This window comes from Xanthomonas sp. NCPPB 1754 (assembly GCF_041475725.2).
GTDB classification, from domain to species: Bacteria; Pseudomonadota; Gammaproteobacteria; order Xanthomonadales; family Xanthomonadaceae; genus Xanthomonas; species Xanthomonas euvesicatoria.
On record NZ_CM192982.1, the window covers coordinates 205092 to 228249 of the forward strand.

Sequence of the window (23158 nt, forward strand, 5' to 3'; positions counted from 1 at the left end):
ATTAAACCGAATGTCGCCGAGCGACTACATCAAAAGGATGTAATCGTTCGGTGACATCAGGCCGCCTGCACCACGTGCAACGCCTTGGGATTACGCCACTGCGCCAGCAGCGCGGCTTCGCGCGCCCTGGCTTCCTGCAGATGCGCATGCTTGACGTGGCCATAGCCGCGAATGTGTTCCGGAATGCTGGCGATCTGCGCGGCCAAGCCCACGTTATCGGCATCCAGCCGTTCCAGCAGCATGTCCACGGTTGCGCTGTAATCGGCAATCAGCCGACGCTCGCCACGCCGTTCTTCGCTGTAGCCGAAGACGTCGAACTTGCCGCCACGCAGGAACTTCAACCGCGCCAGCAGCTTGAAGGCGGTGAACATCCACGGCCCGTACTCGCGTTTGATCAGGTTGCCGTGTGCGTCTTTCTTTGCCAGCAACGGCGGCGCCAGATGGAAGCGCAGCGTGTAGTCGCCCTCGAACTGTTGTTGCAACCGGCGCTGGAAATCGCCACGCGTATACAGCCGCGCCACCTCGTATTCATCCTTGTAGGCCATCAGCTTGAAGGCGTACCGGGCCACCGCCTCGGTCAGTGCGCTGCTGCCGGGCACGCGCTGCAGCTCGTGCGTGCGTACGCGCTCGACCAGACTGCGATAACGCTGCGCGTAGGCCGCATCCTGGTAGTCGGTCAGGAACGCGACGCGACGCGCGATGGCCTCGTCCAGCGAATGCGCCAACTGCTCGTCGTCGAGCGGCGCGGCCGGTGCAGCGACCTCGCCATGCAACGTGCTGCCGTCGGTCTGTGCCAGCGCACGCGGTGCGCTCTGGCCGCTGAGATCGTGCTCTTCCCAGCTGCCTGGTCCGCGTGCATGCGGTGTATCGCCATGCAGATGTGCAGGCGCGTCTGCACCGGCCAGACCCGCAGCGCGTTGCACCGCCGGCAGATCGATCGCCGCCAGGCGCCCCCAGGCGAACGCCTGCTGATTCATCGCAACGGCTGCACCATTGAGTTCGATCGCGCGCATCAGCGCCGCATGCGATAGCGGCACCAACCCGTGCTGCCACGCGTAGCCGAGCACGAACAGATTGCTGGCGATGGCGTCGCCCAGCAACGCCGTTGCCAGCTGCGTGGCATCCAGCAACAACGGCTCCTGGCCACCGAGCGCAGTGCGCACACCGGCGATGATCTCGGCAGCGGGAAACTGCAGGTCCGGTTGCGTGGTGAACGTGCCCGGCATTGCTTCGTAGGTGTTGAGCACCACCTGGGTGCGGCCATCGCGCACCTTGGAGAGCGCCCAATAATCGTTGACCACCACCATGTCGCAGCCCAGCACCAGGTCTGCTTCGCCGGCGGCGATGCGCACGGCGTGGATGTCGGCGGGCTGGCGTGCGATGCGGATATGCGTGGTCACCGCGCCGCCTTTCTGTGCCAGGCCGGTCTGGTCCAGCACCGTGGCGCCCTTGCCTTCCAGGTGCCCGGCCATGCCGAGCAGCGCGCCGATGGTCACCACGCCGGTGCCGCCGACGCCGGTGATCAGGATGTTCCAGGGCCGTTCCAGCGCGGTGCGCTTGGGCGGTGAGGGAAGCGTGTCCAGCAGCGTGCTGGCGTCGCGCCGCTTGCCCTTGCGCGGGGCACCGCCATGCACGGTGACAAAGCTCGGGCAAAAGCCCGCGACGCACGAATAATCCTTGTTGCAGTTGGACTGGTCGATCTGGCGCTTGCGCCCGAATTCGGTTTCCTTCGGCAACACCGACACGCAAAAGCTTTTCTCGCCGCAATCGCCGCAGCCTTCGCACACCAGCGAATTGATCATCACCCGCTTTGGCGGATCGACCAGCTTGCCGCGCTTGCGACGGCGGCGTTTCTCGGTGGCGCAGGTCTGGTCGAAGATCAGGATCGACACGCCCTTGACGGTGCGCAGATGCTGCTGCACGGCATCCAGTTCGCCACGATCGTGAAACGCGACCTCAGGCGGAAACAGCTCGCGCCGCCGCGTCCACTTGCCGATGTCGTCGCTGACCACCGCAATCTCATGGATGCCTTCGGCGCGCAGCTGGTGGGCGATGTCCGGCACGGTGAGCGTGCCGTCCACCGGCTGCCCGCCGGTCATCGCCACCGCATCGTTGTAGAGAATCTTGTAGGTAATGTTGACGCCGGTGGCGACCGACTGCCGGATCGCCAGCGAGCCGCTGTGGAAATACGTGCCATCGCCCAGGTTCTGGAACACGTGCGGGGTGTCGGTAAACGGCGCCTGCCCGGACCACGTGACACCTTCGCCGCCCATGTGGGTGAAGGTGTCGGTGGCTCGGTTCATCCAGGTCACCATGTAGTGGCAACCGATACCGCCCAGCGCGCGCGAGCCTTCCGGCACGGCGGTGGAGGTGTTGTGCGGGCAGCCGGAGCAGTAATGCGGCACGCGCGGGAATTGCGCGCGCGGCAAAGCCATTTCCGCTTCCTTGGCGTCCATCCAGCGCAGCCGCTGCTGGATCGAATCGGTATTGATCGTGCTCGATTGCAGCAGGCGCAGGATGCGCCTGCCGATCACCGCCGCGATGGTGGCCGGCGTCAGTTCGCCGGTGGACGGCAGGATCCACGCGCCCTGCTCATCGTACTTGCCGACAATGCTCGGCCGCGCGCCGGCGCTGGCCGGCCAGTTGTAGAACAGTTCCTTCATCTGGCGCTCGATGAAGGCCTTTTTCTCTTCCACCACCACGATGTCTTCAAGCCCCTGCGCAAACGCGCTGATCCCTACCGGCTCCAGCGGCCAGGTCATGCCGACCTTGTAGACGCGGATGCCGATCTGCGCGCAGGCCTGCGCGTCCAGGCCCAGGTATTCCAGCGCCTGCAGCACGTCCAGGTAGCTCTTGCCGGTGGTGACGATGCCCAGTCGCGCATTTGGTGAATCCAACACCACCTTGTCGATGTGGTTTGCGCGCGCAAAGGCTTGCGCGGCGGCGATCGCATACCGGTGCAGGCGCATCTCCTGGTCCACCGGCGGGTCTGGCCAGCGGATGCTCAAGCCGCCCGGCGGCAGTGCGAAATCCTCCGGCAGCACGATGGTGCGCGCGAACGGGTCCACGTCCACCGAGGCGGACGATTCCACCGTTTCGGCAATCGTCTTGAAGCCGATCCAGCGCCCGGTGTAGCGGCTCATCGCCCAGCCGAGCAGGCCCATGTCCAGGATGTCCTGTACTCCGGCCGGATTGAGGATGGGCATCATCGCGCTGACGAATTCGTCTTCGGACCCGTGCGGCAGGGTCGAGCTGCGGCAGGCATGGTCGTCGGCGGCCAGCGCCAGCACGCCGCCAAACGGCGAGGTGCCGGCGGCATTGCCGTGCTTGAAGACGTCGCCGCTGCGGTCCACGCCCGGCCCTTTGCCGTACCACATGCCGTAGACGCCCTGCACGTTCGCGCCGGGGAACAGGTTGGTTTGCTGGGTGCCCCACACCATGGTGGCGGCAAGGTCCTCGTTCAGACCTGGAGTGAAGGTGACCTTGGCCGCGTCCAGGTGTTTGCGCGCCCGCCACAGTTCCAGGTCCAGCCCGCCCAGCGGGCTGCCGCGGTAGCCGCTGATGAAGCCGGCGGTCTCCAGCCCGGCGGCGTCATCGCGCAGGCGCTGCAGCAGCGGCAGCCGCACCAGCGCCTGCACACCGGACAGGTAGATGCGCCCATCGGTGCGCGTGTACTTGTGGTCCAGCGTGTAGTCCGCATCCACCCGGCCGAGCTCCGGCGTGTTGGCAGAGTCGGGAGAAGAAAGCGCAGCGGTACTGGTCATGGCGTGCCCGGAAAGGGTGGCTGGGCCCCGGTGCATGTCATCTGAAACTATCTGACGCACCCGACGGATTCCAAAACGGCGGTGCAAAGTGTAACAGTCAGCTTTTCCGCGCCCGTCCCTGTGCGGATGCGCAGCCGACGCGCTGCGGGTAGGATGGGGACGGGAAGGGGTCGTTTGCTGTCAGGGGAAAACACAGTGAAAAGGAAATACGCGTGGGCCGCTCTGGCCCTGCTCGGAGGGGTGTGGTCGTTGGCGCAGGCGCAGAGCTTGCCCAAGCCCAAGGAGTTCTATTTCGACGAAGACCGCGGTACCACCAAGGCCGTGGTGGCCGTACAGGGCCAGGGCGATGCAGTCGTCGACCGGCTGGCGGCGATGGTGCAACGTGACGCCCGCGCGGCCGACCCGCGCGCACAGTTGGCGGCGCTGGCCTACGCCGGTGGGCGCACCCAGTTGGGCGATGAGTTGTATCAGGGCGCGCTGGCGCTGGTCTCCAACGGCAGCCAGCAGTACCGGGCCATCACCTGGAACTATGGATGGGACCTGCTGCGTGCCGACCAGCCCGACAAGGCGCTGCAGCAATGGGCCAACCTGGCCAATGGCCGTCCGGCCACCCCGGAATGGCTGCCGACCACGGCTGCACTGGCGCTCTGGCGCGCCGGACGCAAGCAGGAGGCGGTCGAGTGGTATGCCGCAGCCGTGCGCACCTGGCCGGACCGTTGGAGCAGTACCGCCAACTACGCTAGCCTGTTGCCGGAATGGCGCGAGGCAGAGCGCGCCAGCCTGGCCGAGGTCTTTGCGGCCTGGCAGGCCAACCCGCCAGCGTTTCCGTAAGCGCTTCGCCGCGCTGCGGGAGTTCCTGCAGCGCGGCTTGTGCAGTGAATCGACCGGTTGCCGCCATTTGCCGATACGCCAGGCGCCATCTGGCGCGTCGGCCTGCCGCCTACTTGAAACGAAGACGTCTAACGTTGATTCCGCGAGTTCGGTGAAAGGCTGAGCAGGTCTGCGCCTGATCGCAATCACGGCTCAAAACTTCGGCGTACCGACGTTGCGAGGTCGATGCGGGAGAGCAACGCGTTGGTCTGTGGCGTGGCTGCGGGGCCCTTGTCCGCCCACCATCGCAGGACACGCTGCAAGTACGTCTTTGTAGGCGCTTGCGCGGCAGCCGTGCCGCGTAAGGTCCCGCGACGGCGGGCGCAAGGACTAGTTGAGATGGTCGATGCGCAGAGCTAAGACAGCAGCAGGTCGCCTGGCTGGCGCGGCGTCCTCGCTCTTCAATCGAGTCACCAACGAACTGTCTGATGCGCTGTGCTTGCCGATTGCGGGACCGTTGGCGGCATGGATCCCGCCATCGAGCCTCCACGGACGGGTTCACGGCGTGTCGCGCACTCGGCGCTGCAAGCTTGCTCCACGGCCTGGTCCGCCCACCATCGCGGAACACGGTGCAAGGACGTGTTTGACCAACGCATTGTCCGGAGCGGCGAGGGCGCCGCGTGTTCGATACGCTGGCTTCCGCATAGGGAAACGATGCGGTCGTGGCAGCTCCGCGGTGACCGGAGCTCGGGTGGCGTGCACCTTGCACCCCAGCCAGGCCAACGCATCCACCGATGCGCGCACCGCGCGCTATGCGATCCTGTGCATCGCTTTCCAACGGACACGATCGCGCATGGCGGTAGATGCATTTGCCTTGATTCTGGCCATGTTGGGGCTGGGCCTGCTGTTCGCCCGCCTGCGGGTGTTGCCGGACAACAGCGCCGATGTGCTCAACCGCATCGTGCTGTACATCTGCCTGCCGGCGTCGGTGCTGACCTATGTCCCGCGCCTGCATCTGGATGCGTCGCTCGCTGGGGTGATTGCCACGCCATGGCTGCTGACCGCCATCATCGTGCCGTTGCTGTGGGGTTGCAGCCGCCTGTTGCGCTTGGGCCGCGCCGAATACGCCGCGCTGCTGATGTGTGTGGTGTTTACCAATTCAAGCTTCATCGGCTTTCCGATGGTGCGCGCGCTGATCGGCGATCACGCGCTGCCGTATGCAGTGGTCTACGACCAGTTCGGCACCTTCGTGTTGCTGTCCACGTTCGGGTTGTATGTGCTGGCCCGGTACAGCGGCGACACCCCGCCGACCGCACGGCTGATCGCGATGCGCGTGCTGCAGTTCCCGCCGTTGTGGGCGCTGCTGTTCGCCTTGACCCTGATGCCCGAGCAACCGCCGGCCTGGATTGGCTCGGGCCTGAAGAACCTGGCCGATGCGATGTTGCCGCTGGTGATGCTGTCGGTGGGCTTTTCGCTGCAGCTGCGCCTGCCTGCCGACGAACTCAAGCCCTTGGCGGTGGGCCTGGTGTTCAAGCTGCTGCTGATGCCGGTCCTGGCCTTGCCGTTGTCCTGGGGGCTGGGCCTGCATGGGCAGATGCTGCAGACCAACGTGCTCGAATCGGCCATGCCCACCATGATCACCGCCGCCGCGCTGGCCATTTCGCACCGGCTGGCCCCGCGCCTGGCTGCAGCGATGGTCGGCTACAGCATCCTGCTGTCGTTGCTGACGCTGCCTGCGTGGGCCTGGCTGCTGGCGCGGCTGGTGGCGTGAAACCGTAACGCTCGCAGCAGCCAGAGCGCGCTGGCGCCGCAGGCACACGCTTGCGCTTGTTCGGGCTGTGGTACGCCAACACCTGCAACATTGGCGCCATGCTGCATTGCGACGCCGCGGCTGAGCGATACGCGTGGACGATCTTGCGCCGTGCCAGGCTTCCATCGTTGCCACGCACAGCTGCGGCGCAAGGCCTTGCGCGCATCGGCTGAAGGTCTGCGCTGTCGTTGCCTGTCCCGCAGCAGTGCGTTTAACGCGTTTCGACTACTTCCTCACCTTGCCGCGGTGTACGCTGCCGGCTTGCTCCCGGAAGCGAGGCGTGCATGAAGACAGTCCTGGTGGCCGCCTCCAAAGGCGGCGTCGGCAAGACCACGATCGCCACCAATCTGGCCGCACATGCGGCGTTGCAAGGCCAGCGCACCGTGCTGGCAGATGCCGATCCGCAAGGCTCGTCCACCCGCTGGGCAGAGCGCCGCGCCAGCCTGGAAAGTGCGGTCTTGCCGATCGACGCCACCAAGCGCCGCAGCTGGCAGAGCGCCGTGCCGGACGGCACCGATACCCTGATCGTCGATGCGCCGGCCGGTGCCATGGCCGACGACCTGAGCGGATTTCTCGACCACGTCGATGCCATCGTGGTACCGGTGTTGTCCTCGGCGCTGGATATCGAAGCGGTGGTCGGCTTTCTCAACACGCTGGCCAAGGTGCCGCGCGTGCATCAGCGCAAACTGCCGGTGGGCCTGGTGCTCAATCGTGCCCGTCCCTGGACCCAGACCTCGCAACAGGCCGCCGACATGATCGGCAACTGGCCGTATCCGCTGGTGACCCAACTGCGCGACACCCAGGCCTATGTGGTGATGGCCGGGCTGGGACGCAGCTTGTTCGACTACCGCTCGGCGCAGGTGCGCGACCATCAACAGGACTGGGAGCCGCTGTTCAAGTGGCTCAAGAAGTCCTAGAACCGGAAAGTTCCTATGCGCGAATTGATCTTGTTGCGACATGCCCACGCCGAACCGGCCGATACCGGCCAGGCCGATTTCGATCGCCCGCTGTCGCCGCACGGCATCGCCGAGGCCGAGGCGGCCGGGCGTTGGCTGCGCGAGCAGCGGCTGGTGCCCGACCGGGTGCTGTGCTCCCCGGCCCGCCGCGCCCGCGAAACCCTGGAGGCGGTGCTCGAGCTCACCGGCTACATCGAACAACGGCTGGACGAACGCATCTATGAGGCCACGCCCGGCACCCTGGCCAGCCTGGTGGACGAACATCGCGAGGCCGAGCGCCTGCTGCTGGTGGGCCACAACCCTGGCCTGGAACGGCTGGCAGCGCTGATGCACAGCGGCCAGACCGGCGATTACCGCGGCATGCCCACCGCCTCGATCGCGTTGCTGGCCTTGCCGCTGGACGCCACCATCGAGCCGGGCATCGCCCGCCTGACCGCCTTCTGGTGGCCCTGATCCGTGTCATCGTCGCTGCGCTGGTACGCCTGGCTCGCGCTCTGGGTCGTGTTCCCCTGCATGGCGCAGCAGAAGGTGCAGTCCATCGACCCGGCGCAATCGCGCTTCGGGTTCGAGATCAAGACGCGCTTCGGAATGAAGATCGAGGGGTTTTTCCCGCGTTTTCGCGGTGACGTGGTGACCTTGGCCGACGGGCGTCAGCAGGTGCGCTTCCGGCTGGACGCCACTCAGGTGGAGATCCCCGGCAAGGACCGCTACACCAGCTGGATGCGCGGGGAAGATTTTTTCGACGTTGCGCAGTACCCGGTCGTCGAATTCGAGTCGCTACCGTATGTCGACGAAGTGGTGAAGCAGGGGGGCGACATCGTCGGCAACCTGACCATCCGCGGAATCACCCATCTGGAAACACTGCATGTGGTGCCGGCCGAATGCACGCGGCCGGGCTATGATTGCGACGTGATCAGTCGAGGGACGGTCCTGCGTGGACGTTACGGAATGAATGCGTGGCAGATGGCCCTGGGCGACAGGGTGACGTTCATTCTGCGTGGGCGCCTGCAGGAGGCGCGGCGCCCGTGAAGTACCTGTTGAGGGTGTGCGTGCTGGCAACGTTGTTGCTCGGCACCGGATGCGCCAGCCTGTCACAAACCGAACGCAACCGTGCCGCCGGTGTCGCTGCCGCGGCACGCAGCACTGTAGTCAATTGCAGCCAGGCCGATCGCTGTGCGCAACCCTCGCCATTGCGCGCGCTGGGCGGGGAGGCGATGACCGCCTCCACACCGGCGGCGCCGCGGCATTACGCCACCATCGTCGACCACGGCGAAGAATCGCTGGTGGCCCGGCTCAACCTGATCCGCAGCGCCACCCGCAGCATCGATCTGCAGACCTACATCTTCGACAAGGACGACAGCGCGCGCATGGTGCTGGACGCACTGGTGGACGCCGCCCAACGCGGGGTCAAGGTGCGCATCCTGATCGATCAGTTGTCGGCGATCGCCGATCTGCAGATTCTCGGTGCGCTGGCCAGCAGTCATGAAAACCTGCAGCTGCGCATCTACAACCCCACCTTCGGCAAGGTCAAACTCAATTACTTCGACTATGCCGGCAGCGTGCTGTGTTGCTTCCGCCGCTTCAACCAGCGCATGCACAACAAGCTGCTGGTGGTGGACGACGTGCTGGGCGTGGTCGGTGGGCGCAATTACCAGGACGACTATTACGACTGGGACAGCGAGTACAACTTCCGCGACCGCGACGTGATTCTGGCCGGGCCGGAAGTGCGCGCCATGGCCGCCAATTTCGATGCGTTCTGGCGCGCCCGGCGCAGCGTCCCGGCCGAGCGTCTGAACGATGTCGGGCGCCTGCTGCTGGAGCAGGGCGTGCCGACGATGCCGCCGGCCGAGTTCCGCCGGCCCGACCGGGTGGCACGGGTGGACCGCGAAGCGCGCGACCCGCAATTCGTGCGCGACGCCTTCGTGACTCCGGCCATGCCGGTGCAACGTGTGCTGTACGTGGCCGATCTGCCGCAAAAGCACCGCCGCGAACATGCGGCCAAGGCGGTGTCCACGGCGCCGGAACTGGATGGCCTGATTGCCGGCGCGCAGCAGGAAGTGCTGCTGCAGACCCCGTACCTGGTGTTGTCCGACCAGGCGCAGGCGATCTTCCGCACGTTGCGCAAACACCCGCAGCCGCCGCGCATCGTGGTGTCGACCAATAGCCTGGCCGCCACCGACAACCCCATCGTGTATGCGCTCTCGTACAAGTTCAAACGCCGCAACATGCGCGAGCTGGGCTTCAACGTGTACGAGTTCAAGCCGTTTCCGCTCGACGCCCCGGTGGATTACGCCAACCTGGTGCCGGACCCGCTCAACCCCGCTTCCGGGGTCAATCAGGACAGCCGCAACAATCGCCTGATCGGCGGCAGTGCAGCGGGCAATGCGATGCGCGGCAGCAGCGACCCGGAAGGCAACGCCAGCGCGAGCGCCGGCAGCGTGCTGCGCGGCAGTGGCGGCGGCCGTGCGCCGGGCGGGAGCGAGGTCGATCGGCGCGTGTTGCGTACCGAAACGCGGCCCTCGTTCCTGGGCACGCGCGCGGTCAACAAGCCGCTGCCGGTGACCCGCGCCGGTGCGCGCATGGGCTTGCACGCCAAGTCGTTGGTGGTGGATCGCCGCATCGGCGTGATCGGTACGCACAACTTCGACCCGCGCAGCGAGAACTACAACACCGAAGCGGCCGTGGTGATCGACGATGCGCGCTTTGCGCAGGCGTTGGCTGCCAGCATCGAACGCGACATCGCCCCGGAAAATGCCTGGACGGTGGCGCCGCGCGAAAAGCCGCCGGTGCTGAGCGGGTTGAACTACAGCGTGGGCAAGGTCTCCGAAGCCTTGCCGGTGCTGGATTTCTGGCCATGGCGCTACGCCACCAACTACGAGTTCCAGCCCGGCCCGGATTGCCCGTTCCCGCTCAAGCGGCAGGACCCGCAGTTCCGCCAGTGCTATGTGGCGGTGGGCGATTTCCCGGAGGTCAATGTCGGCCCGAAGTGGCTGCTGGTGCGCATGTTGACCGCCTTCGGCGCCGGGCTGGTACCGATTCTCTGATCGGCTGGCGTGTCGCGCGGGTCGCAGCAACCGATGCCCGCGGTGCAGCGCGCTGCGGTTGGATGCACGCAGTTGGCTGCGGATCGGCCCCTGGGCGCCGGAAATCGCCGAAGCGGATGCAGTTGTCACGGGCGAAGGTCGCGTAGTGCATCGGCGCCCCAACAAATGCTGTCTGCCATCGGCAGCACTGCCCAGTTGCATCGCGCCCCAGGCGCCGGGATGCTCTTGCGCTTCCCGCTTCCCGCTTCCCGCTTCCCGCTTCCCGCTTCCCGCTTCCCGCTTCCCGCTTCCCGCTTCCTGTTCCCCATTCCCCATTCCCCATTCCCCATTCCCCATTCCCAGCCCATGACCTTCCGCGAACCCGTCGATTTAGCCGCCCTCAATGCCGCCAGCCGCGATACCTTGATCGAGCATCTGGGCATCGTCTTTACCGAAGCCGGTGACGATTGGCTGCGCGCCACCATGCCGGTGGATGCGCGCACCAGGCAGCCCTACGGCCTGCTGCACGGTGGCGCCTCGGTGGTGCTGGCCGAAACGCTGGGCAGCAGCGCCGGCAACCTGTGCGTGGATATGTCGACCCAGATCTGCGTGGGGCTGGAGATCAATGCCAATCACCTGCGCGCCGCCACCCAGGGGCTGGTGACCGGCACTGCACGGGCGGTACATGTGGGGCGTAGCACGCATGTCTGGGACATCACCATCGAAAACCCGGCCGGCAAACGCGTCTGTGTGTCGCGATTGACCCTGGCGGTGGTCGCGCGCAGCAATGGCTGAGCTCGCCCGGCAGCGGCATGCATGGAACAGCGTCATCCGCTGCCGGCACTGCGCGGCGGCCACGCTGCTGTCACAATGGTTGCGCCTCCTTCCCCCGTTACCGGTTCCGTTCGTCGAATGAGCGAGTCATCCCTGGACGCCACGCGCGACGCTGGCGGCGCGTTGCGTTGGTTCCGGTACCTCTACCGGGTGCCACTGTTGTTGCTGCATCTGTGTCTCGGCCTGCCGGTCACCATGCTGTGCGTGGTGGTGCCGGCGCTGGCGCAGATCCGGATCGGGCACGACGACACCCTGGAGGAGCGGATGATCCGCTGGTGGCAGGGCACCTTGATGCGCGTGTTCGGCTTCCGGCTGCGCCGCTTCGGGACGCCGCTACCGGGCGCGACCCTGTTCGTGGCCAACCACGTCAGCTGGGTGGATATCTCCATCCTGCACAGCCAGCGCGTGATGGGGTTTGTGGCCAAGCGCGAAATCGCCGGCTGGCCGCTGGTGGGCTGGCTGGCAACCAAGGGCCAGACCATCTTCCACCAGCGCGGCAATACCGAATCGCTGGGCGGGGTGCTGCAGGAAATGCTGCTGCGCCTGCAAAGCGGCAAGCCGGTGGGGGTGTTCCCGGAAGGCCGTACCCGTGGCGGTACCGAAGTGGGCCCGTTCCATGCGCGCATCTTCCAGGCGGCGGTGGAAGCCGGGGTGCCGGTACAGCCGGTGGCGCTGCGGTACGGGCTGCGCGGCAACGCGCAGGCGGTGGTGGCCTTCGGTGAGCGCGAGAGTTTCTTCGCCAATATCGTGCGCCTGTTGGGCGAACCGTCGCGGCTGGCCGAAGTGCATTTTCTCGAGCCGATTCGCGCGCTGGACATCGAAGGCCGCCGTCGCATGGCCGAGACCTCGCGCCAACGGATCGTCGCAGCGATGGAATCCTAGCCGACGATGCGCACGCGCCTCTCCCCTGCGGCCAGCCGCAACGCCGGTGCGATGCGCGCATGAACGCCTCCGATTACTTGCCGCCGCGCTGGCTGCGCAATCCGCACGTGCAATCGGTGCTGGGCAGCAGCGCCTTGCGGCGCATCCGTAGCCGCCAGTTGCTGGCCGCCAGCGGTGCGGTCACCAGCGAACATATCCTCGATGGCGGCGACGGTGTGCGCCTGCAGGGTTGGATGAGCATCCCGCCCGGCGATGCGCCACCGCGCGGCACCGTGCTGTTGCTGCATGGCTGGGAGGGCAGCGCCGATTCCAACTACATGCGCCTGACCGCCGCGCGCCTGCTCGGTCTGGGCTACCAGGTGTTCCGGCTGAACTTCCGCGACCACGGCGGTACCCACCATCTCAATGTAGACCTGTTCCACTCCGACCGCATCGAAGAAGTGGTCAATGCCGCAGGCGATCTGTGGCGGCGTTTTCCTGCGCCGCAGTTGCTGGCTGCAGGGTATTCGCTGGGCGGAAACTTCGCGCTGCGGCTGGCGCTGCGTGCGCCCGCCGCCGGCCTGCCGCTGGCGCGCGTGGCGGCGGTGTGCCCGTTGCTGGACCCGGCCGCCACCATGACCCAGCTGGAGAAGGGCCCGCAGTTCTACGACTGGTACTTCCGCCGTAAATGGCGTGAATCGCTGCTGCGCAAGCGCAAGCTGTTCCCCGAGCAGCACGGGTACGACGACGCCACCCTGGCGCTGGACATGCGCGGGCTGATGGCCTGGCTGGCGGTGAAACACACCGGACACGGCTCGCTGGAAGCGTATTTCGACAGCTATTCGATTGCCGGCCAACGCCTGGCCAACCTGCAGGTGCCGGTCGACATCCTGATGGCCGAAGACGACCCGGTGATTCCGTTCGCCGATTTCGCCGCCTGGCAGTTGCCGGCGCATGCAAAGCTGGAAATCGCGCGCTGGGGCGGGCATTGCGGCTTTCTGGAAAACGCCCGCGGCGACGGCTTTGCCGAACGCTGGGTGGCCGAGCGGCTGGCGTCAGCGCGCGAATGACGCCGACACGACATCCGTCCTTGGATGCAGTGATCGCCGTTTTGCCAGTGGTCGTCGGTTGCGTGATGGTCTACTTCAGCGCGATCAGCCTCTACACCCGGCCGCAGACCGGGCAGATCCTGTTCCGCTCACGCGCAGGATCGGTTTCCGTCGGCGTCCAAGCTGCGCTCTGGCATCTGGGCCAGTTGGTGTTTGGGGCGCTCTGCGTGGCCTACGGCGCGAGCGTGCTGCGTCGGACGTCGGCAAGCGTTTGAACCTCTGGCCGGCGCGAACGATCGATGCGAGTTCGCACCGCCGATAACGCCCATCCTGCACACGGCGCGGGCACAGCGCCAGGCAGCAGCGTGCGTCGCCCATGCAAGCCGCCGCAGCGCGCATCGTTACAATAGCGGTTTGTCCGGGACCCGCCACCGCCATGCAAGACGCCATCCTTCAAGCCCTGCGCCGCAATGCGGCCGACGATGCGGTGGCGCTGGCCCGCGAGTGGGTCACCAACGCGCCCGATCATGCCGGCGCCCACCGCTGGCTGGCGCTTGCGCTGCAGCAGCAAGGGCAGCCGGTGCTGGCACTGGACAGCATCGATACCGCGCTGACGCTGACGCCCGAAGATGCCGACCTGCACCTGCTGCGCGCCGGCGCATTGCTGGCCACGCGCGATCTGTCCGCCGCCGATGCCGCGCTGTCGCGCAGTACCGCGCTGGATCCCAACCAGTTCAATGCCTACGTGATGCAGGCGCATCTGGCGGTGGCACGCGGCGATCTGGACGAGGCCGAGCGGCTGAGCCGCACCGCTGCGCGCCTGGCGCCGGAACACCCGCAATTGCTGGCGGTCGATGGCGTGGTGGAAATGCGCCGCGGCCACAGCGACCGCGCGCTGGCGCTGTTGACCCGCGCTGCCGAGCAGCTGCCCGACGATGCCCGCGTGCTGTTTTCGCTGGGTTTTGCGTATCTGCAGAAGGAGCATTTTGCGTTCGCCGAGCGCGCCTTCGAGCGCGTGATCGAGCTCAATCCGCCGGGCACTGCGCTGCGCGCCTTCATTGCGCAACTGGCCCAACGCCAGGGCCGCCTGGACGATGCACTGGCGGCGATGCAGGGCGTGCTCGAGCAGCCCGGCGGCGATCTGCCGGCCATGCGCCGGCTGGCCGGCGAGATGGAGCTGCAGGCCGGTCGTCCCGATCAGGCCGCCGCGCACCTGCGCCTGGCACTGGCGCACTGGCCGGCCGATCGCCGCACGTTGCACGCGCTGCTCACCGCCTGGGAGCGGCTGGGCGCGGTGGACGATGCGCGCGACACCCTGGATGCGGCACTGGCCACCTCGGCCACGGCACACGACCTGTGGCTGGCGCGCCTGGCAGTGGAGCCGGTCGGTGGGCCGCAGGCGCAGGCGGTGATCGAGCGCTGGCTGCTGGCCATGCCCGAACACCTGCCGGCGCTGGAAGCGCTGATGCGCGTGCACGACATGCAGGGCCAGGCCGACGAGGCGGAAATGGTGGCGCGCCAGATCGTGGCGGTGGAGCCGGGCCGCATCAGCGGCGAGCAGCGCATCGTCGAAGCCTTGCTGCAACGCGACCCGCCGGCGGCGATCGCCTGCGTCGAATCGTTGATCGAGTCGCTGCCTGCACCGCAGCAGACCGTGCTGCGGCCATGGCTGGGCAATGTGCAGGACCGCGCCGGCCAGCCCGATGCCGCCGTGGGTACCTGGATGCAGTTCCACCGCGAACAGGCCCAGCATCGGTTGCCGCTGCCGCCGCAGGCAGCCAGGCAGCCGACGCAGTGGCCTGCGCTGGGCAGCATTCCCGACACGGTCACCGCACGCCCGCTGTTCGTGTGGGGCACGCCCGGCTCGCATGTCGAACGCCTGGTCGCGGTGATGGGCGCGGCCACCCCACTGGTGCGTGGCGACCGCTATGGCACCACGCCGCCATCGGATGCGCTGCAGAGCTACCGCACCCTCGAACAGTTGGCCTCTGGCGAATTGGCACCGATGGCGTTGGTGGAAGGCTGGAAGGCGCAACTGCCGCGCCGCGGCATCGACGATGGCAATGTCATCGACTGGTTGCTGTGGTGGGACAACACCTTGCTGACCGCGCTGCGCCCGCATCTGCCCGAGGGCCGGCTGGCGATCGCGTTGCGCGACCCGCGCGACATGTTGCTGGACTGGCTCTCGGCCGGGGCGTCGGCGCCGCTGGCACTGCAATCGCCGCAGCAGGCCACCGACTGGTTGCTGATCGCGCTGGAACAGCTGGCCACGCTGCACGAGCGCGACCTGTACCCCCACCGCATCATCCGGCTGGACGGGGTCGAAAACGACCCGCAGGGTATTTCGACGGCCCTGGAGCAGGCGTTCGGGCTGAGCTTCCCGCTGGTCGAACCGCGTGGCCCGGCACGGTTGGCCTCTGGCCGCTGGCGCGATTACCGCGGCGTGCTCGGCGCGCAGTTCGATCTGCTCACGCTGATCGCGGTGCGCTTCGGCTACCCGCAGGACTGAGGCGCCATCAACGCGGTCGCGCCCACGGCAGTTGGGCGTGGCCGCAGTCGCTTCGTCGCATCGTGTGCAGGCGCGGTACGTACGCGGCGGTAAACCCGGCCGAGCGCATCAGAAGGTTCCATCGCGACGTCTTCCGCTGTGGCGCGGACCCAGGCACCCTGATCCGTATCGCTTCCCTCGGAGACCCGCCATGCGTCTGACCAGCAACAGCATCGAAAACGGCAAGCCCATCGCGGTGGAATTTGCCGCCGGCACGCCGGAGGGCTTTGCGCCCAACCGCAATCCGCACCTGGCCTGGAGCGAGGTGCCGGCCGGTACACAGTCGTTTGCGCTGCTGTGCCTGGACCCGGACGTGCCGACCGTGCCCGACACCGTCGGCCGTGACGACCTGCAGATTCCCGTCGAGCAGCCACGCACCGATTTCGTGCATTGGGCCATGGCCGATATCCCCGCCGATGTGCATGAGATTGCGGCGGGCAGCTGCAGCGACGGCTTCGTGGTCAAGGGCAAGCAGCAGCCAGCCGGCCCGGCCGGTGCCCGGCAGGGCTTGAATTCCTACACCCAGTGGTTCGCCGGCAATGCCGACATGGCCGGCCACTACCGTGGCTACGACGGCCCGTACCCGCCATTCAACGACCTGCGCGTGCACCGGTATTTCTTCCGCGTGTTCGCGCTGGACGTGGCCAAACTCAGCCTGCCCGACAGCTTTACCGCCGCCGATGTGCTGTTGGCGATGCAGGGGCATGTGCTGGCCGAAGCGGCGTTGCACGGCACCTACACGTTGAACCCGTCGCTGCGCTGAGTGATCGCGCCGATGGCGTCGATCGCCCATCCCTTGACGCCAGCCACGTCCGGCCGGCGTCGCAGCACAGGTAATCCCCTTGAAAGCATTCCAGATTGGCAATCAAACCGGCCTTGACAGCCTGGTCGCGGTCCAGATGCCTGAGCCGGTCGCAGGGCCAGGTGAGGTCATCGTCGCTCCGCGGCTGGTCGGCCTGATCAACCGCGACCTGCAGATCCTGAAAGGCACCTACGGCGGCAAGCTTGCGCCTACGCGCGTTCCGGTTGCCGAGGGCGTGGGCATCGTGACCTCCGTCGGTGCCGGTGTCGGCCAGGTCGCGCCAGGCGACCGTGTCGTCAGCGGGCACTTTCCCACCTGGCTGGAGGGCAGGTTCGATGCCGAGATGTTCGCCCACGACCTGGGCGTGACCCACGACGGCTGGCTGGCCGAAAAGGTGTCGCTGCCTGCCAGCGCCCTGATCAAGGTGCCTGCGTCGCTGGAGGACGAGGATGTCGCGGCGCTGGCATCGGCCGCGGTGACCGCCTGGAACGCGCTGGTGGACGTGGCCAGGATCAAGGCCGGCGACCTGGTGCTGTGTCTGGGAACCGGTGGCGTCTCGATGGCCGCGCTCCAGCTGGCCAAGCTGCACGGGGCCCGCGTCGCCATCACCTCGTCCAGCGACGACAAGCTCGAGCTCGCACGCCGCCTGGGCGCCGACATCACCGTCAACTACCGCACCCACCCCGACTGGGCCGAGGCAGTCGTACAGCTGTCCGGCGGCGGCGCGGACGTCATCATCGAGACCGGCGGGCAGGACACCTTGGGGCAGTCGATCAAGGCGGCGGCCGCGAACGCGACCATCGTGGTGATCGGCGTCACCCCCGGGGCGTCTTCGCCCATTCCCGATTACGTGGCGTTGATCCGCAAGAACGTGACCATTCGCGGGATCGCCAACGGCAGCCGGGCGATGTTCGTGGACCTGCTACGGGCGATCGAGCAGCACCGCATCAAGACCCTGCACAGCAAGACGTTCCGGTTCGATGAGGCGCCCCAGGCCTTGGACTATTTCGCCAAGGCGCAACACGTGGGCAAGGTGCTCATCCAGTTGTGATGCGGGGCGGCGGCGCAGCGTGCCATGCCGTTGCCGGACCCCTACTGCGGCTGCGCTAGCCGCCGGCTTCGATCATCTGGTCGAGCACGTAGACCGGTTTGGCGTCAGGCGCGCTGACGGCCGGGTAGCGGGTCACGCGCAGCAGCGTGCGGATTCCCTCTTCATGGTCGAAACCCTCGATCGTGCCGTCGTAGGGCTGCCACGACGTGGCGGCCGCTGTCGCGGCGGCCGCGCCCGGCTCGTGCTCGCGCACTTGCAGGCAGCGGCGCGCAGGGTCCAAAACGCAGGGCACGGTCTCTGCGGCCACTTCGATCAGCAGCGTCTGCCCCGGCCCGCCATACCGGGTGTCCGCGGTGGGCGTACCGCCGAAGATCAGCACGGTGCCGTCGCTGCGGGTCAGGGTCAGGCCAGGCACGGCTGCCGCGTTGTCCATGACCACTGCAAAGCGCCCGGACAACAGGTCGCTGGCCGCGCGTTCCTGCGCCATCCGGCGTGCATCGGCGCACATCCGCTTGCTCGAGACCACCCGGCCAATCTGCACGTGCGCCTGGGCCACGCTGTAGTTGGCGCCCAGCGCGTTGCAGGTCTGGCTGACCTGGATGCGCTGATCGTCGAAGTCCAGTTGCACTGGCGACACGCCGTCGACGAACAGACTGCGCAAGGCCGTGCCATGCGCATCGCTGGCCTGCTGCAAGTGCCAGTGCTGCGCACGCAGGGCGGCGCGCAACGGGACACTGTCTGTGTCGGGGGGAGCGGTGACCGGTGCCCGCGCAGCAGCGTGGCCGGAGCCGGGCGGGTCCGGCGATGCACCCGACCCGCAGGCCGTCACGCCCGCCGCCAGCAATGCAGGGGCGAAGAACACGGCACGCATGCGCAGCTCCCGGTGGTCGATGCGTCAGTGATACCGCCAGCGTGCGCCCGGGGCAATGACCGGCGTCACGACGTGGACGCATCAGAGCCACCAACCAAGCGACTGCGTCCGATATCCGGCGGGGCGGCCGTTGCCCGCAATCGGCTGGCAGCGCGCGGACGCGGCAGTGCCCAGCGCGTTTGTGTGCGCCCGGCCTGCACGTCGCAGCCATCACGACGTGCAGGCCGGGGCGGTGGAATGTCAGCCCGCCGCCGCCGGCAGCCACAGCAGCAGGGCGGCGCCCAGCAGCATGCGATACACCGCAAACACCGTGAAACGGTGCTTCTTGATATAGCCCAGCAGCCACTTCACCACCACAAAGCCGGTGATGGTCGCCGCCACGAAGGCCACCGCCACGTCGGTCCAGTTTTCGGTGCCGAAACCGCCTTCCTTGTACATCTCCAGCAGCGCGTAGCCGCTGGCCGCAAACATGGTCGGAATGCCCACCATGAACACGAAATCCGCCGCTGCCGAGCGCTTGCTCAGGCCCAGCAGCATCGCGATGAAGATCGTCGAGGCCGAGCGCGACGTTCCGGGAAAAACACCGGCCACGACCTGCGCCAGGCCTACGGCGATGGCCACCTTCCAGGTCACCACATCGCGCTCGGGCAGCTTGCCGGCGAAGTGTTCGGCCACCAGCATCCACACCCCGCCGATCAGCAACGCCCAGGCGACCGGTTGGAGCGTTTCGGGCAATTGCCAGCCGGCCTTGCGCACGATCAGCCCGACCACCGCAGTGACCAGGAAGGCCACGCCGACCTTGAGCACGTAGTCGCGATTGGCGCGCTCGCCCAGGCCGGTGGCCAGGCCCCACAGGCGCTGCCGCAGCGCCAGGCAGATGGCCAGGATCGCGCCGGCCTGGATGACGATATTGAAGAAGTCAGAACGGCGTCCGAGCCATTGTTCGGCGATCAACAGGTGGCCGGTGCTGGAGATCGGCAGGAATTCGGTGAGGCCTTCGAGAATGCCCAACAACAGGGCGGAAATCAGATCGGACATCGGACTGGGCAGGGGTGAGGGAAGCGCCAGGATAGTGCATTGCGGCATGCACCATATCGGTGCGTTCTAGTTTGCGCTTTGCACTTTTACGGTGCGATGCTGGCGGTACAGTCGCGAGCGATGTAAGCAAAATCAAGGGCTTGTGAAGCGCACAGGCTTGGCACGGTCCCTGCTGTAGTACCGCCCACGAGCCACTTAACTCCTGCCTGAGGTTTCTTCCGATGTCCGTGGAAAATGTTGAAAAGCTGATCAAGGACAACAAGGTCGAGTTCGTCGACCTGCGCTTCGTCGATATGCGTGGTGTACAGCAGCACATCACCTTTCCGGTCAATATCATCGAGCCGGCGCTGTTTGAAGAAGGCAAGATGTTCGACGGCAGTTCGATCGCGGGCTGGAAGGGCATCAACGAGTCGGACATGGTGTTGCTGCCGGACGCGGGCACCGCGTATCTGGATCCGTTCTTCGCCGATCCGACCATCGTGCTGACCTGCGACATCCTCGACCCGGCCACCATGCAGAGCTATGAGCGCGACCCGCGCGGCATCGCCAAGCGCGCCGAGGCCTACCTGAAGTCCTCCGGCACCGCAGACCAGGCGTTCTTCGGCCCGGAGCCGGAATTCTTCATCTTCGATTCGGTGCGCTTTGCCAACGACATGGGCCACACCTTCTTCCAGGTGGGTTCGGAAGAGGCGGCCTGGAACACCGGCGAAAAGTACGACGGCGGCAACAGCGGTTACCGCCCGGGCGTGAAGGGCGGCTACTTCCCGGTTCCGCCGACCGACAGCCTGCACGACCTGCGCGCCGAAATGATCAAGACGCTGGAACAGGTCGGCATCGAAACCGAGGTGCACCACCACGAAGTGGCCACCGCCGGCCAGTGCGAGATCGGCACCAAGTTCAGCTCGCTGGTGCAGAAGGCCGACGAACTGCTGACGATGAAGTACATCATCAAGAACGTCGCCTACCGCAACGGCAAGACCGCCACCTTCATGCCCAAGCCCATCGTGGGCGACAACGGCTCGGGCATGCACGTGCACCAGTCGCTGGCCAAGGGCGGCGTCAACCTGTTCACCGGCGACGGCTACGGCGGCCTGTCGCAGCTGGCGCTGTGGTACATCGGCGGCATCTTCAAGCATGCCCGCGCGATCAACGCCTTCGCCAACTCCGGCACCAACAGCTACAAGCGCCTGGTTCCGGGCTTCGAGGCGCCGGTGATGCTGGCCTATTCGGCGCGTAACCGTTCGGCCTCGTGCCGCATTCCGTGGGTCACCAACCCGAAGGCGCGCCGCATCGAAATGCGCTTCCCCGATCCGTTGCAGTCCGGCTACCTGACCTTCACCGCGCTGATGATGGCCGGCCTGGACGGCATCAAGAACCAGATCGACCCGGGCGCCCCGAGCGACAAGGACCTGTACGACCTGCCGCCGGAAGAAGAGAAGCTGATCCCGCAGGTGTGCTCCAGCCTGGACCAGGCCCTGGAAGCGCTGGACAAGGACCGCGAGTTCCTCAAGGCCGGCGGCGTGATGAGCGACGACTTCATCGACGGCTATATCGCGCTGAAGATGCAGGAAGTCACCAAGTTCCGTGCTGCGACCCACCCGTTGGAGTACCAGCTGTACTACGGCAACTGAGTTCCACCGCGGTGATGGCGGAGGCCCCCCTCCCACCTCCGCCATCGCCGCACATGTTCGATCGATCCAGGGCTCCGGCCGTGGATCGCAGGGGTAACGAGAGAGCACATCGTTCGCGGCGCGCGGGCCTGACCTCTCCCACGAGGCGGATGCATGGCATCTGCTGGGGTCCGCGCAATCGCGAACGATCGGATGCCGGGGTGGCATCCAGGTGACTGACACCGCCGGGCGGCGCAATGCCGGCCGGTTCTTTCCTCCATTCGGGGTATGCGCATGAAATTGATCACCGCCATCATCCGGCCGTTCAAGCTCGACGAGGTCCGCGAGGCCTTGTCTGCAGCAGGCGTGTCGGGCATCACCGTGACCGAGGTCAAGGGCTTCGGGCGCCAGAAAGGCCACACCGAGCTGTACCGCGGCGCCGAGTACGTCGTCGACTTCCTGCCCAAGATCAAGATCGAAACGGTGGTCACCGACGACCGTCTGGACGCGGTGGTCGAAGCGATCCAGAACGCCGCCGGCACCGGCAAGATCGGCGACGGCAAGATCTTCGTGACCGCGATCGAGCAGGTGGTGCGCATCCGCACCGGCGAGATCGGCGCCGATGCGCTCTGACCCCACCAGCCCCGGAGTTCGTATGAAGACAGCTCTTTTTGCCGGGTGGAAAGCCCGGTTCTACAGCGTGTGCATGCTGATGCTGTTCAGCGCGCTGATGGTGGGCGGCATGGGCAGCGCGCAGGCGCAGTCCGGTGCGCAGGTCACCCCGTTGCCGACCGAGCCGGTCACCACCGAACCGCTGCCGTCGGCGCAGCCGGCCGCCCCGCCGGCCGCCGCCGCCGAAGCCGCACCGGTGGTGGAAAAGGGCGATGTCGCCTGGATGCTGACCTCCACCTTGCTGGTGCTGCTGATGGTGGTGCCGGGCCTGGCGCTGTTCTACGGCGGCATGGTGCGCGCCAAGAACGTGCTGTCGGTGCTGATCCAGGTGGCGGTGGTGTTCTCGCTGCTGACCGTCCTGTGGGTGCTGTACGGCTATAGCCTGGCGTTCTCCGGCGAAGGCGCGTGGATCGGCAATCTGGACAAGGCGCTACTCAAGGGCGTCACCATCGAAACCCTGGCGGCGACCTTCACCAAGGGCGTGAGCCTGCCGGAATACGTGTTCGTCGCGTTCCAGGCGACCTTTGCCGGCATCACCGGCGCGCTGATCGTCGGCGCCTTCGCCGAACGCGCCAAGTTCGCTGCGGTGCTGCTGTTCTCGGTGATCTGGTTCACCTTCGGCTACCTGCCGCTGGCGCACATGGTCTGGGCCACCGGCGGGTACCTGTTCGGGTTGGGCGCGCTGGATTTCGCCGGTGGCACGGTCGTGCATATCAATGCCGGCGTTGCCGGCCTGGTCGGCGCCTACTTCGTCGGCAAGCGCGCCGGGTTGGGGCGTGAGGCGATCAAGCCGCACAACGTGACCCTGACCTTCGTCGGCGCCTCGCTGCTGTGGGTGGGCTGGTTCGGCTTCAACGCCGGTTCCAACCTGGAAGCCAATGCCGGTGCGGCGCTGGCCTTCCTCAACACCTTGCTGGCTACCGCCGCCGCCATCCTGGGCTGGTCGCTGACCGAGAAGATCATCAAGGGCAAGTCGTCCGCCCTGGGCGTGGCCTCGGGCATGGTGGCCGGCCTGGTCGGCATCACTCCGGCTTGCGGCACCGTGGGTCCGTTCGGCGCGATCGTCATTGGTCTTGCCGCCGGCGTGCTGTGCGTCTGGGGCGTCACCGGCCTGAAGCGCCTGCTGGGCGCCGACGACAGCCTGGACGTGTTCGGCGTGCATGGCCTGGGCGGCATCATCGGTGCCATCCTCACCGGCGTGTTCTCGGCGGCCTCGCTTGGCGGCCAGAAGGGTGGCGATTACGACATCGTGCACCAAGTCGGTATCCAGGCCCTGGGCGTAGGCATCACCGTGGGCTGGATCGGCGTGGTGTCGGTGGTCGGGTTCCTGGTGGCCAAGCTGGTGTTCGGCCTGCGCGTCAGCGAAGAAGCCGAGCGCGAGGGCCTGGACATCACCTCCCACGGTGAAGCTGCGTACGAGTCCTGAGCATGCACACCCGCGGCCGCGCTGCCGCGGGTG

19 protein-coding genes are annotated in these 23158 nt (G+C 66.8%); 16 read left to right on the forward strand and 3 right to left on the reverse strand.

Annotated features, from left to right (window positions below):
• Positions 1 to 56: 56 nt before the first annotated feature.
• The gene (locus tag ACCQ15_RS00880; RefSeq protein WP_208596907.1) at positions 57 to 3800 is read right to left on the reverse strand and encodes an indolepyruvate ferredoxin oxidoreductase family protein; all 3744 of its coding nucleotides are present in this window, start codon (positions 3798 to 3800) and stop codon (positions 57 to 59) included.
• A gap of 159 nt (positions 3801 to 3959) precedes the next feature.
• Between ACCQ15_RS00880 and ACCQ15_RS00885 the strand changes: the two genes are divergently transcribed.
• The 13 genes from ACCQ15_RS00885 (at position 3960) to ACCQ15_RS00945 (ending at position 17508) form a co-directional block, all read left to right on the forward strand.
• Positions 3960 to 4595, forward strand: a complete 636-nt coding sequence (locus ACCQ15_RS00885) for a hypothetical protein (RefSeq protein ID WP_008571529.1) — start codon at positions 3960 to 3962, stop codon at positions 4593 to 4595.
• 832 nt (positions 4596 to 5427) lie between these two features.
• Positions 5428 to 6345 carry an AEC family transporter gene (locus ACCQ15_RS00890; RefSeq protein WP_372381525.1) on the forward strand — a complete coding sequence of 306 codons (918 nt, stop codon included), beginning with the start codon at positions 5428 to 5430 and terminating at the stop codon, positions 6343 to 6345.
• 323 nt (positions 6346 to 6668) lie between these two features.
• Positions 6669 to 7301, forward strand: coding sequence for a ParA family protein (locus ACCQ15_RS00895; protein WP_008571533.1), 633 nt, complete (start codon positions 6669 to 6671; stop codon positions 7299 to 7301).
• Between the two features lie 15 nt (positions 7302 to 7316).
• The gene (locus ACCQ15_RS00900) at positions 7317 to 7793 is read left to right on the forward strand and encodes a SixA phosphatase family protein (protein ID WP_003488452.1); all 477 of its coding nucleotides are present in this window, start codon (positions 7317 to 7319) and stop codon (positions 7791 to 7793) included.
• Between the two features lie 3 nt (positions 7794 to 7796).
• Positions 7797 to 8369, forward strand: a complete 573-nt coding sequence (locus tag ACCQ15_RS00905) for a YceI family protein (RefSeq protein WP_008571534.1) — start codon at positions 7797 to 7799, stop codon at positions 8367 to 8369.
• Positions 8366 to 10384 (forward strand): phospholipase D family protein, encoded by a 2019-nt coding sequence (locus tag ACCQ15_RS00910; RefSeq protein ID WP_277569828.1) that lies wholly within the window; start codon positions 8366 to 8368, stop codon positions 10382 to 10384. The genes ACCQ15_RS00905 and ACCQ15_RS00910 overlap by 4 nt, the downstream gene beginning before the upstream one ends.
• Before the next feature lie 345 nt (positions 10385 to 10729).
• Complete coding sequence (locus ACCQ15_RS00915) at positions 10730 to 11158, forward strand: hotdog fold thioesterase (protein WP_011345912.1); 429 nt, start codon at positions 10730 to 10732, stop codon at positions 11156 to 11158.
• A 21-nt stretch (positions 11159 to 11179) separates the two neighbouring features.
• A complete protein-coding gene (locus ACCQ15_RS00920) occupies positions 11180 to 12079 on the forward strand; it encodes a lysophospholipid acyltransferase family protein (protein WP_206516402.1) in 900 nt (299 codons plus the stop codon).
• A gap of 59 nt (positions 12080 to 12138) precedes the next feature.
• A complete protein-coding gene (locus ACCQ15_RS00925) occupies positions 12139 to 13128 on the forward strand; it encodes a YheT family hydrolase (protein ID WP_029818227.1) in 990 nt (329 codons plus the stop codon).
• A 20-nt stretch (positions 13129 to 13148) separates the two neighbouring features.
• Positions 13149 to 13382, forward strand: a complete 234-nt coding sequence (locus tag ACCQ15_RS00930; RefSeq protein ID WP_228737313.1) for a hypothetical protein — start codon at positions 13149 to 13151, stop codon at positions 13380 to 13382.
• 161 nt (positions 13383 to 13543) lie between these two features.
• Positions 13544 to 15616, forward strand: a complete 2073-nt coding sequence (locus ACCQ15_RS00935; RefSeq protein WP_372381106.1) for a tetratricopeptide repeat protein — start codon at positions 13544 to 13546, stop codon at positions 15614 to 15616.
• 190 nt (positions 15617 to 15806) lie between these two features.
• Entirely contained in the window at positions 15807 to 16418 is a 612-nt protein-coding gene (locus ACCQ15_RS00940; RefSeq protein ID WP_008571541.1) for a YbhB/YbcL family Raf kinase inhibitor-like protein, read from the forward strand.
• 79 nt (positions 16419 to 16497) lie between these two features.
• Positions 16498 to 17508: a zinc-dependent alcohol dehydrogenase family protein gene (locus ACCQ15_RS00945; protein WP_218496844.1), complete on the forward strand. Its 1011-nt coding sequence runs from the start codon at positions 16498 to 16500 to the stop codon at positions 17506 to 17508.
• 55 nt (positions 17509 to 17563) lie between these two features.
• Here the strand turns inward: ACCQ15_RS00945 and ACCQ15_RS00950 are convergent, their stop codons facing one another.
• Together ACCQ15_RS00950 and ACCQ15_RS00955 are read right to left on the reverse strand one after the other, a co-directional pair.
• A complete protein-coding gene (locus ACCQ15_RS00950) occupies positions 17564 to 18379 on the reverse strand; it encodes an META domain-containing protein (RefSeq protein ID WP_372171901.1) in 816 nt (271 codons plus the stop codon).
• A gap of 240 nt (positions 18380 to 18619) precedes the next feature.
• Positions 18620 to 19417 carry an undecaprenyl-diphosphate phosphatase gene (locus tag ACCQ15_RS00955; RefSeq protein ID WP_127168051.1) on the reverse strand — a complete coding sequence of 266 codons (798 nt, stop codon included), beginning with the start codon at positions 19415 to 19417 and terminating at the stop codon, positions 18620 to 18622.
• Between the two features lie 221 nt (positions 19418 to 19638).
• Between ACCQ15_RS00955 and glnA the strand changes: the two genes are divergently transcribed.
• The 3 genes from glnA (at position 19639) to ACCQ15_RS00970 (ending at position 23125) form a co-directional block, all read left to right on the forward strand.
• Complete coding sequence (glnA, locus tag ACCQ15_RS00960) at positions 19639 to 21048, forward strand: type I glutamate--ammonia ligase (RefSeq protein WP_003488480.1); 1410 nt, start codon at positions 19639 to 19641, stop codon at positions 21046 to 21048.
• A 273-nt stretch (positions 21049 to 21321) separates the two neighbouring features.
• Positions 21322 to 21660: a P-II family nitrogen regulator gene (locus ACCQ15_RS00965; RefSeq protein ID WP_002808480.1), complete on the forward strand. Its 339-nt coding sequence runs from the start codon at positions 21322 to 21324 to the stop codon at positions 21658 to 21660.
• A gap of 22 nt (positions 21661 to 21682) precedes the next feature.
• Positions 21683 to 23125, forward strand: a complete 1443-nt coding sequence (locus ACCQ15_RS00970) for an ammonium transporter (RefSeq protein WP_029818235.1) — start codon at positions 21683 to 21685, stop codon at positions 23123 to 23125.
• Positions 23126 to 23158: the final 33 nt, after the last annotated feature.

Excerpts from the sequence above, each read along its gene's own strand:
- glnA (WP_003488480.1), top strand. The coding sequence starts at position 19,639 with ATGTCCGTGGAAAATGTTGAAAAGCTGATCAAGGACAACAAGGTCGAG.
- ACCQ15_RS00915 (WP_011345912.1), top strand. The coding sequence starts at position 10,730 with ATGACCTTCCGCGAACCCGTCGATTTAGCCGCCCTCAATGCCGCCAGC.
- ACCQ15_RS00880 (WP_208596907.1), bottom strand. The coding sequence starts at position 3,800 with ATGCACCGGGGCCCAGCCACCCTTTCCGGGCACGCCATGACCAGTACC.
- ACCQ15_RS00925 (WP_029818227.1), top strand. The coding sequence starts at position 12,139 with ATGAACGCCTCCGATTACTTGCCGCCGCGCTGGCTGCGCAATCCGCAC.
- ACCQ15_RS00895 (WP_008571533.1), top strand. The coding sequence starts at position 6,669 with ATGAAGACAGTCCTGGTGGCCGCCTCCAAAGGCGGCGTCGGCAAGACC.
- ACCQ15_RS00935 (WP_372381106.1), top strand. The coding sequence starts at position 13,544 with ATGCAAGACGCCATCCTTCAAGCCCTGCGCCGCAATGCGGCCGACGAT.
- ACCQ15_RS00920 (WP_206516402.1), top strand. The coding sequence starts at position 11,180 with ATGGAACAGCGTCATCCGCTGCCGGCACTGCGCGGCGGCCACGCTGCT.
- ACCQ15_RS00970 (WP_029818235.1), top strand. The coding sequence starts at position 21,683 with ATGAAGACAGCTCTTTTTGCCGGGTGGAAAGCCCGGTTCTACAGCGTG.
- ACCQ15_RS00890 (WP_372381525.1), top strand. The coding sequence starts at position 5,428 with ATGGCGGTAGATGCATTTGCCTTGATTCTGGCCATGTTGGGGCTGGGC.
- ACCQ15_RS00955 (WP_127168051.1), bottom strand. The coding sequence starts at position 19,417 with ATGTCCGATCTGATTTCCGCCCTGTTGTTGGGCATTCTCGAAGGCCTC.
- ACCQ15_RS00900 (WP_003488452.1), top strand. The coding sequence starts at position 7,317 with ATGCGCGAATTGATCTTGTTGCGACATGCCCACGCCGAACCGGCCGAT.
- ACCQ15_RS00950 (WP_372171901.1), bottom strand. The coding sequence starts at position 18,379 with ATGCGTGCCGTGTTCTTCGCCCCTGCATTGCTGGCGGCGGGCGTGACG.
- ACCQ15_RS00940 (WP_008571541.1), top strand. The coding sequence starts at position 15,807 with ATGCGTCTGACCAGCAACAGCATCGAAAACGGCAAGCCCATCGCGGTG.
- ACCQ15_RS00965 (WP_002808480.1), top strand. The coding sequence starts at position 21,322 with ATGAAATTGATCACCGCCATCATCCGGCCGTTCAAGCTCGACGAGGTC.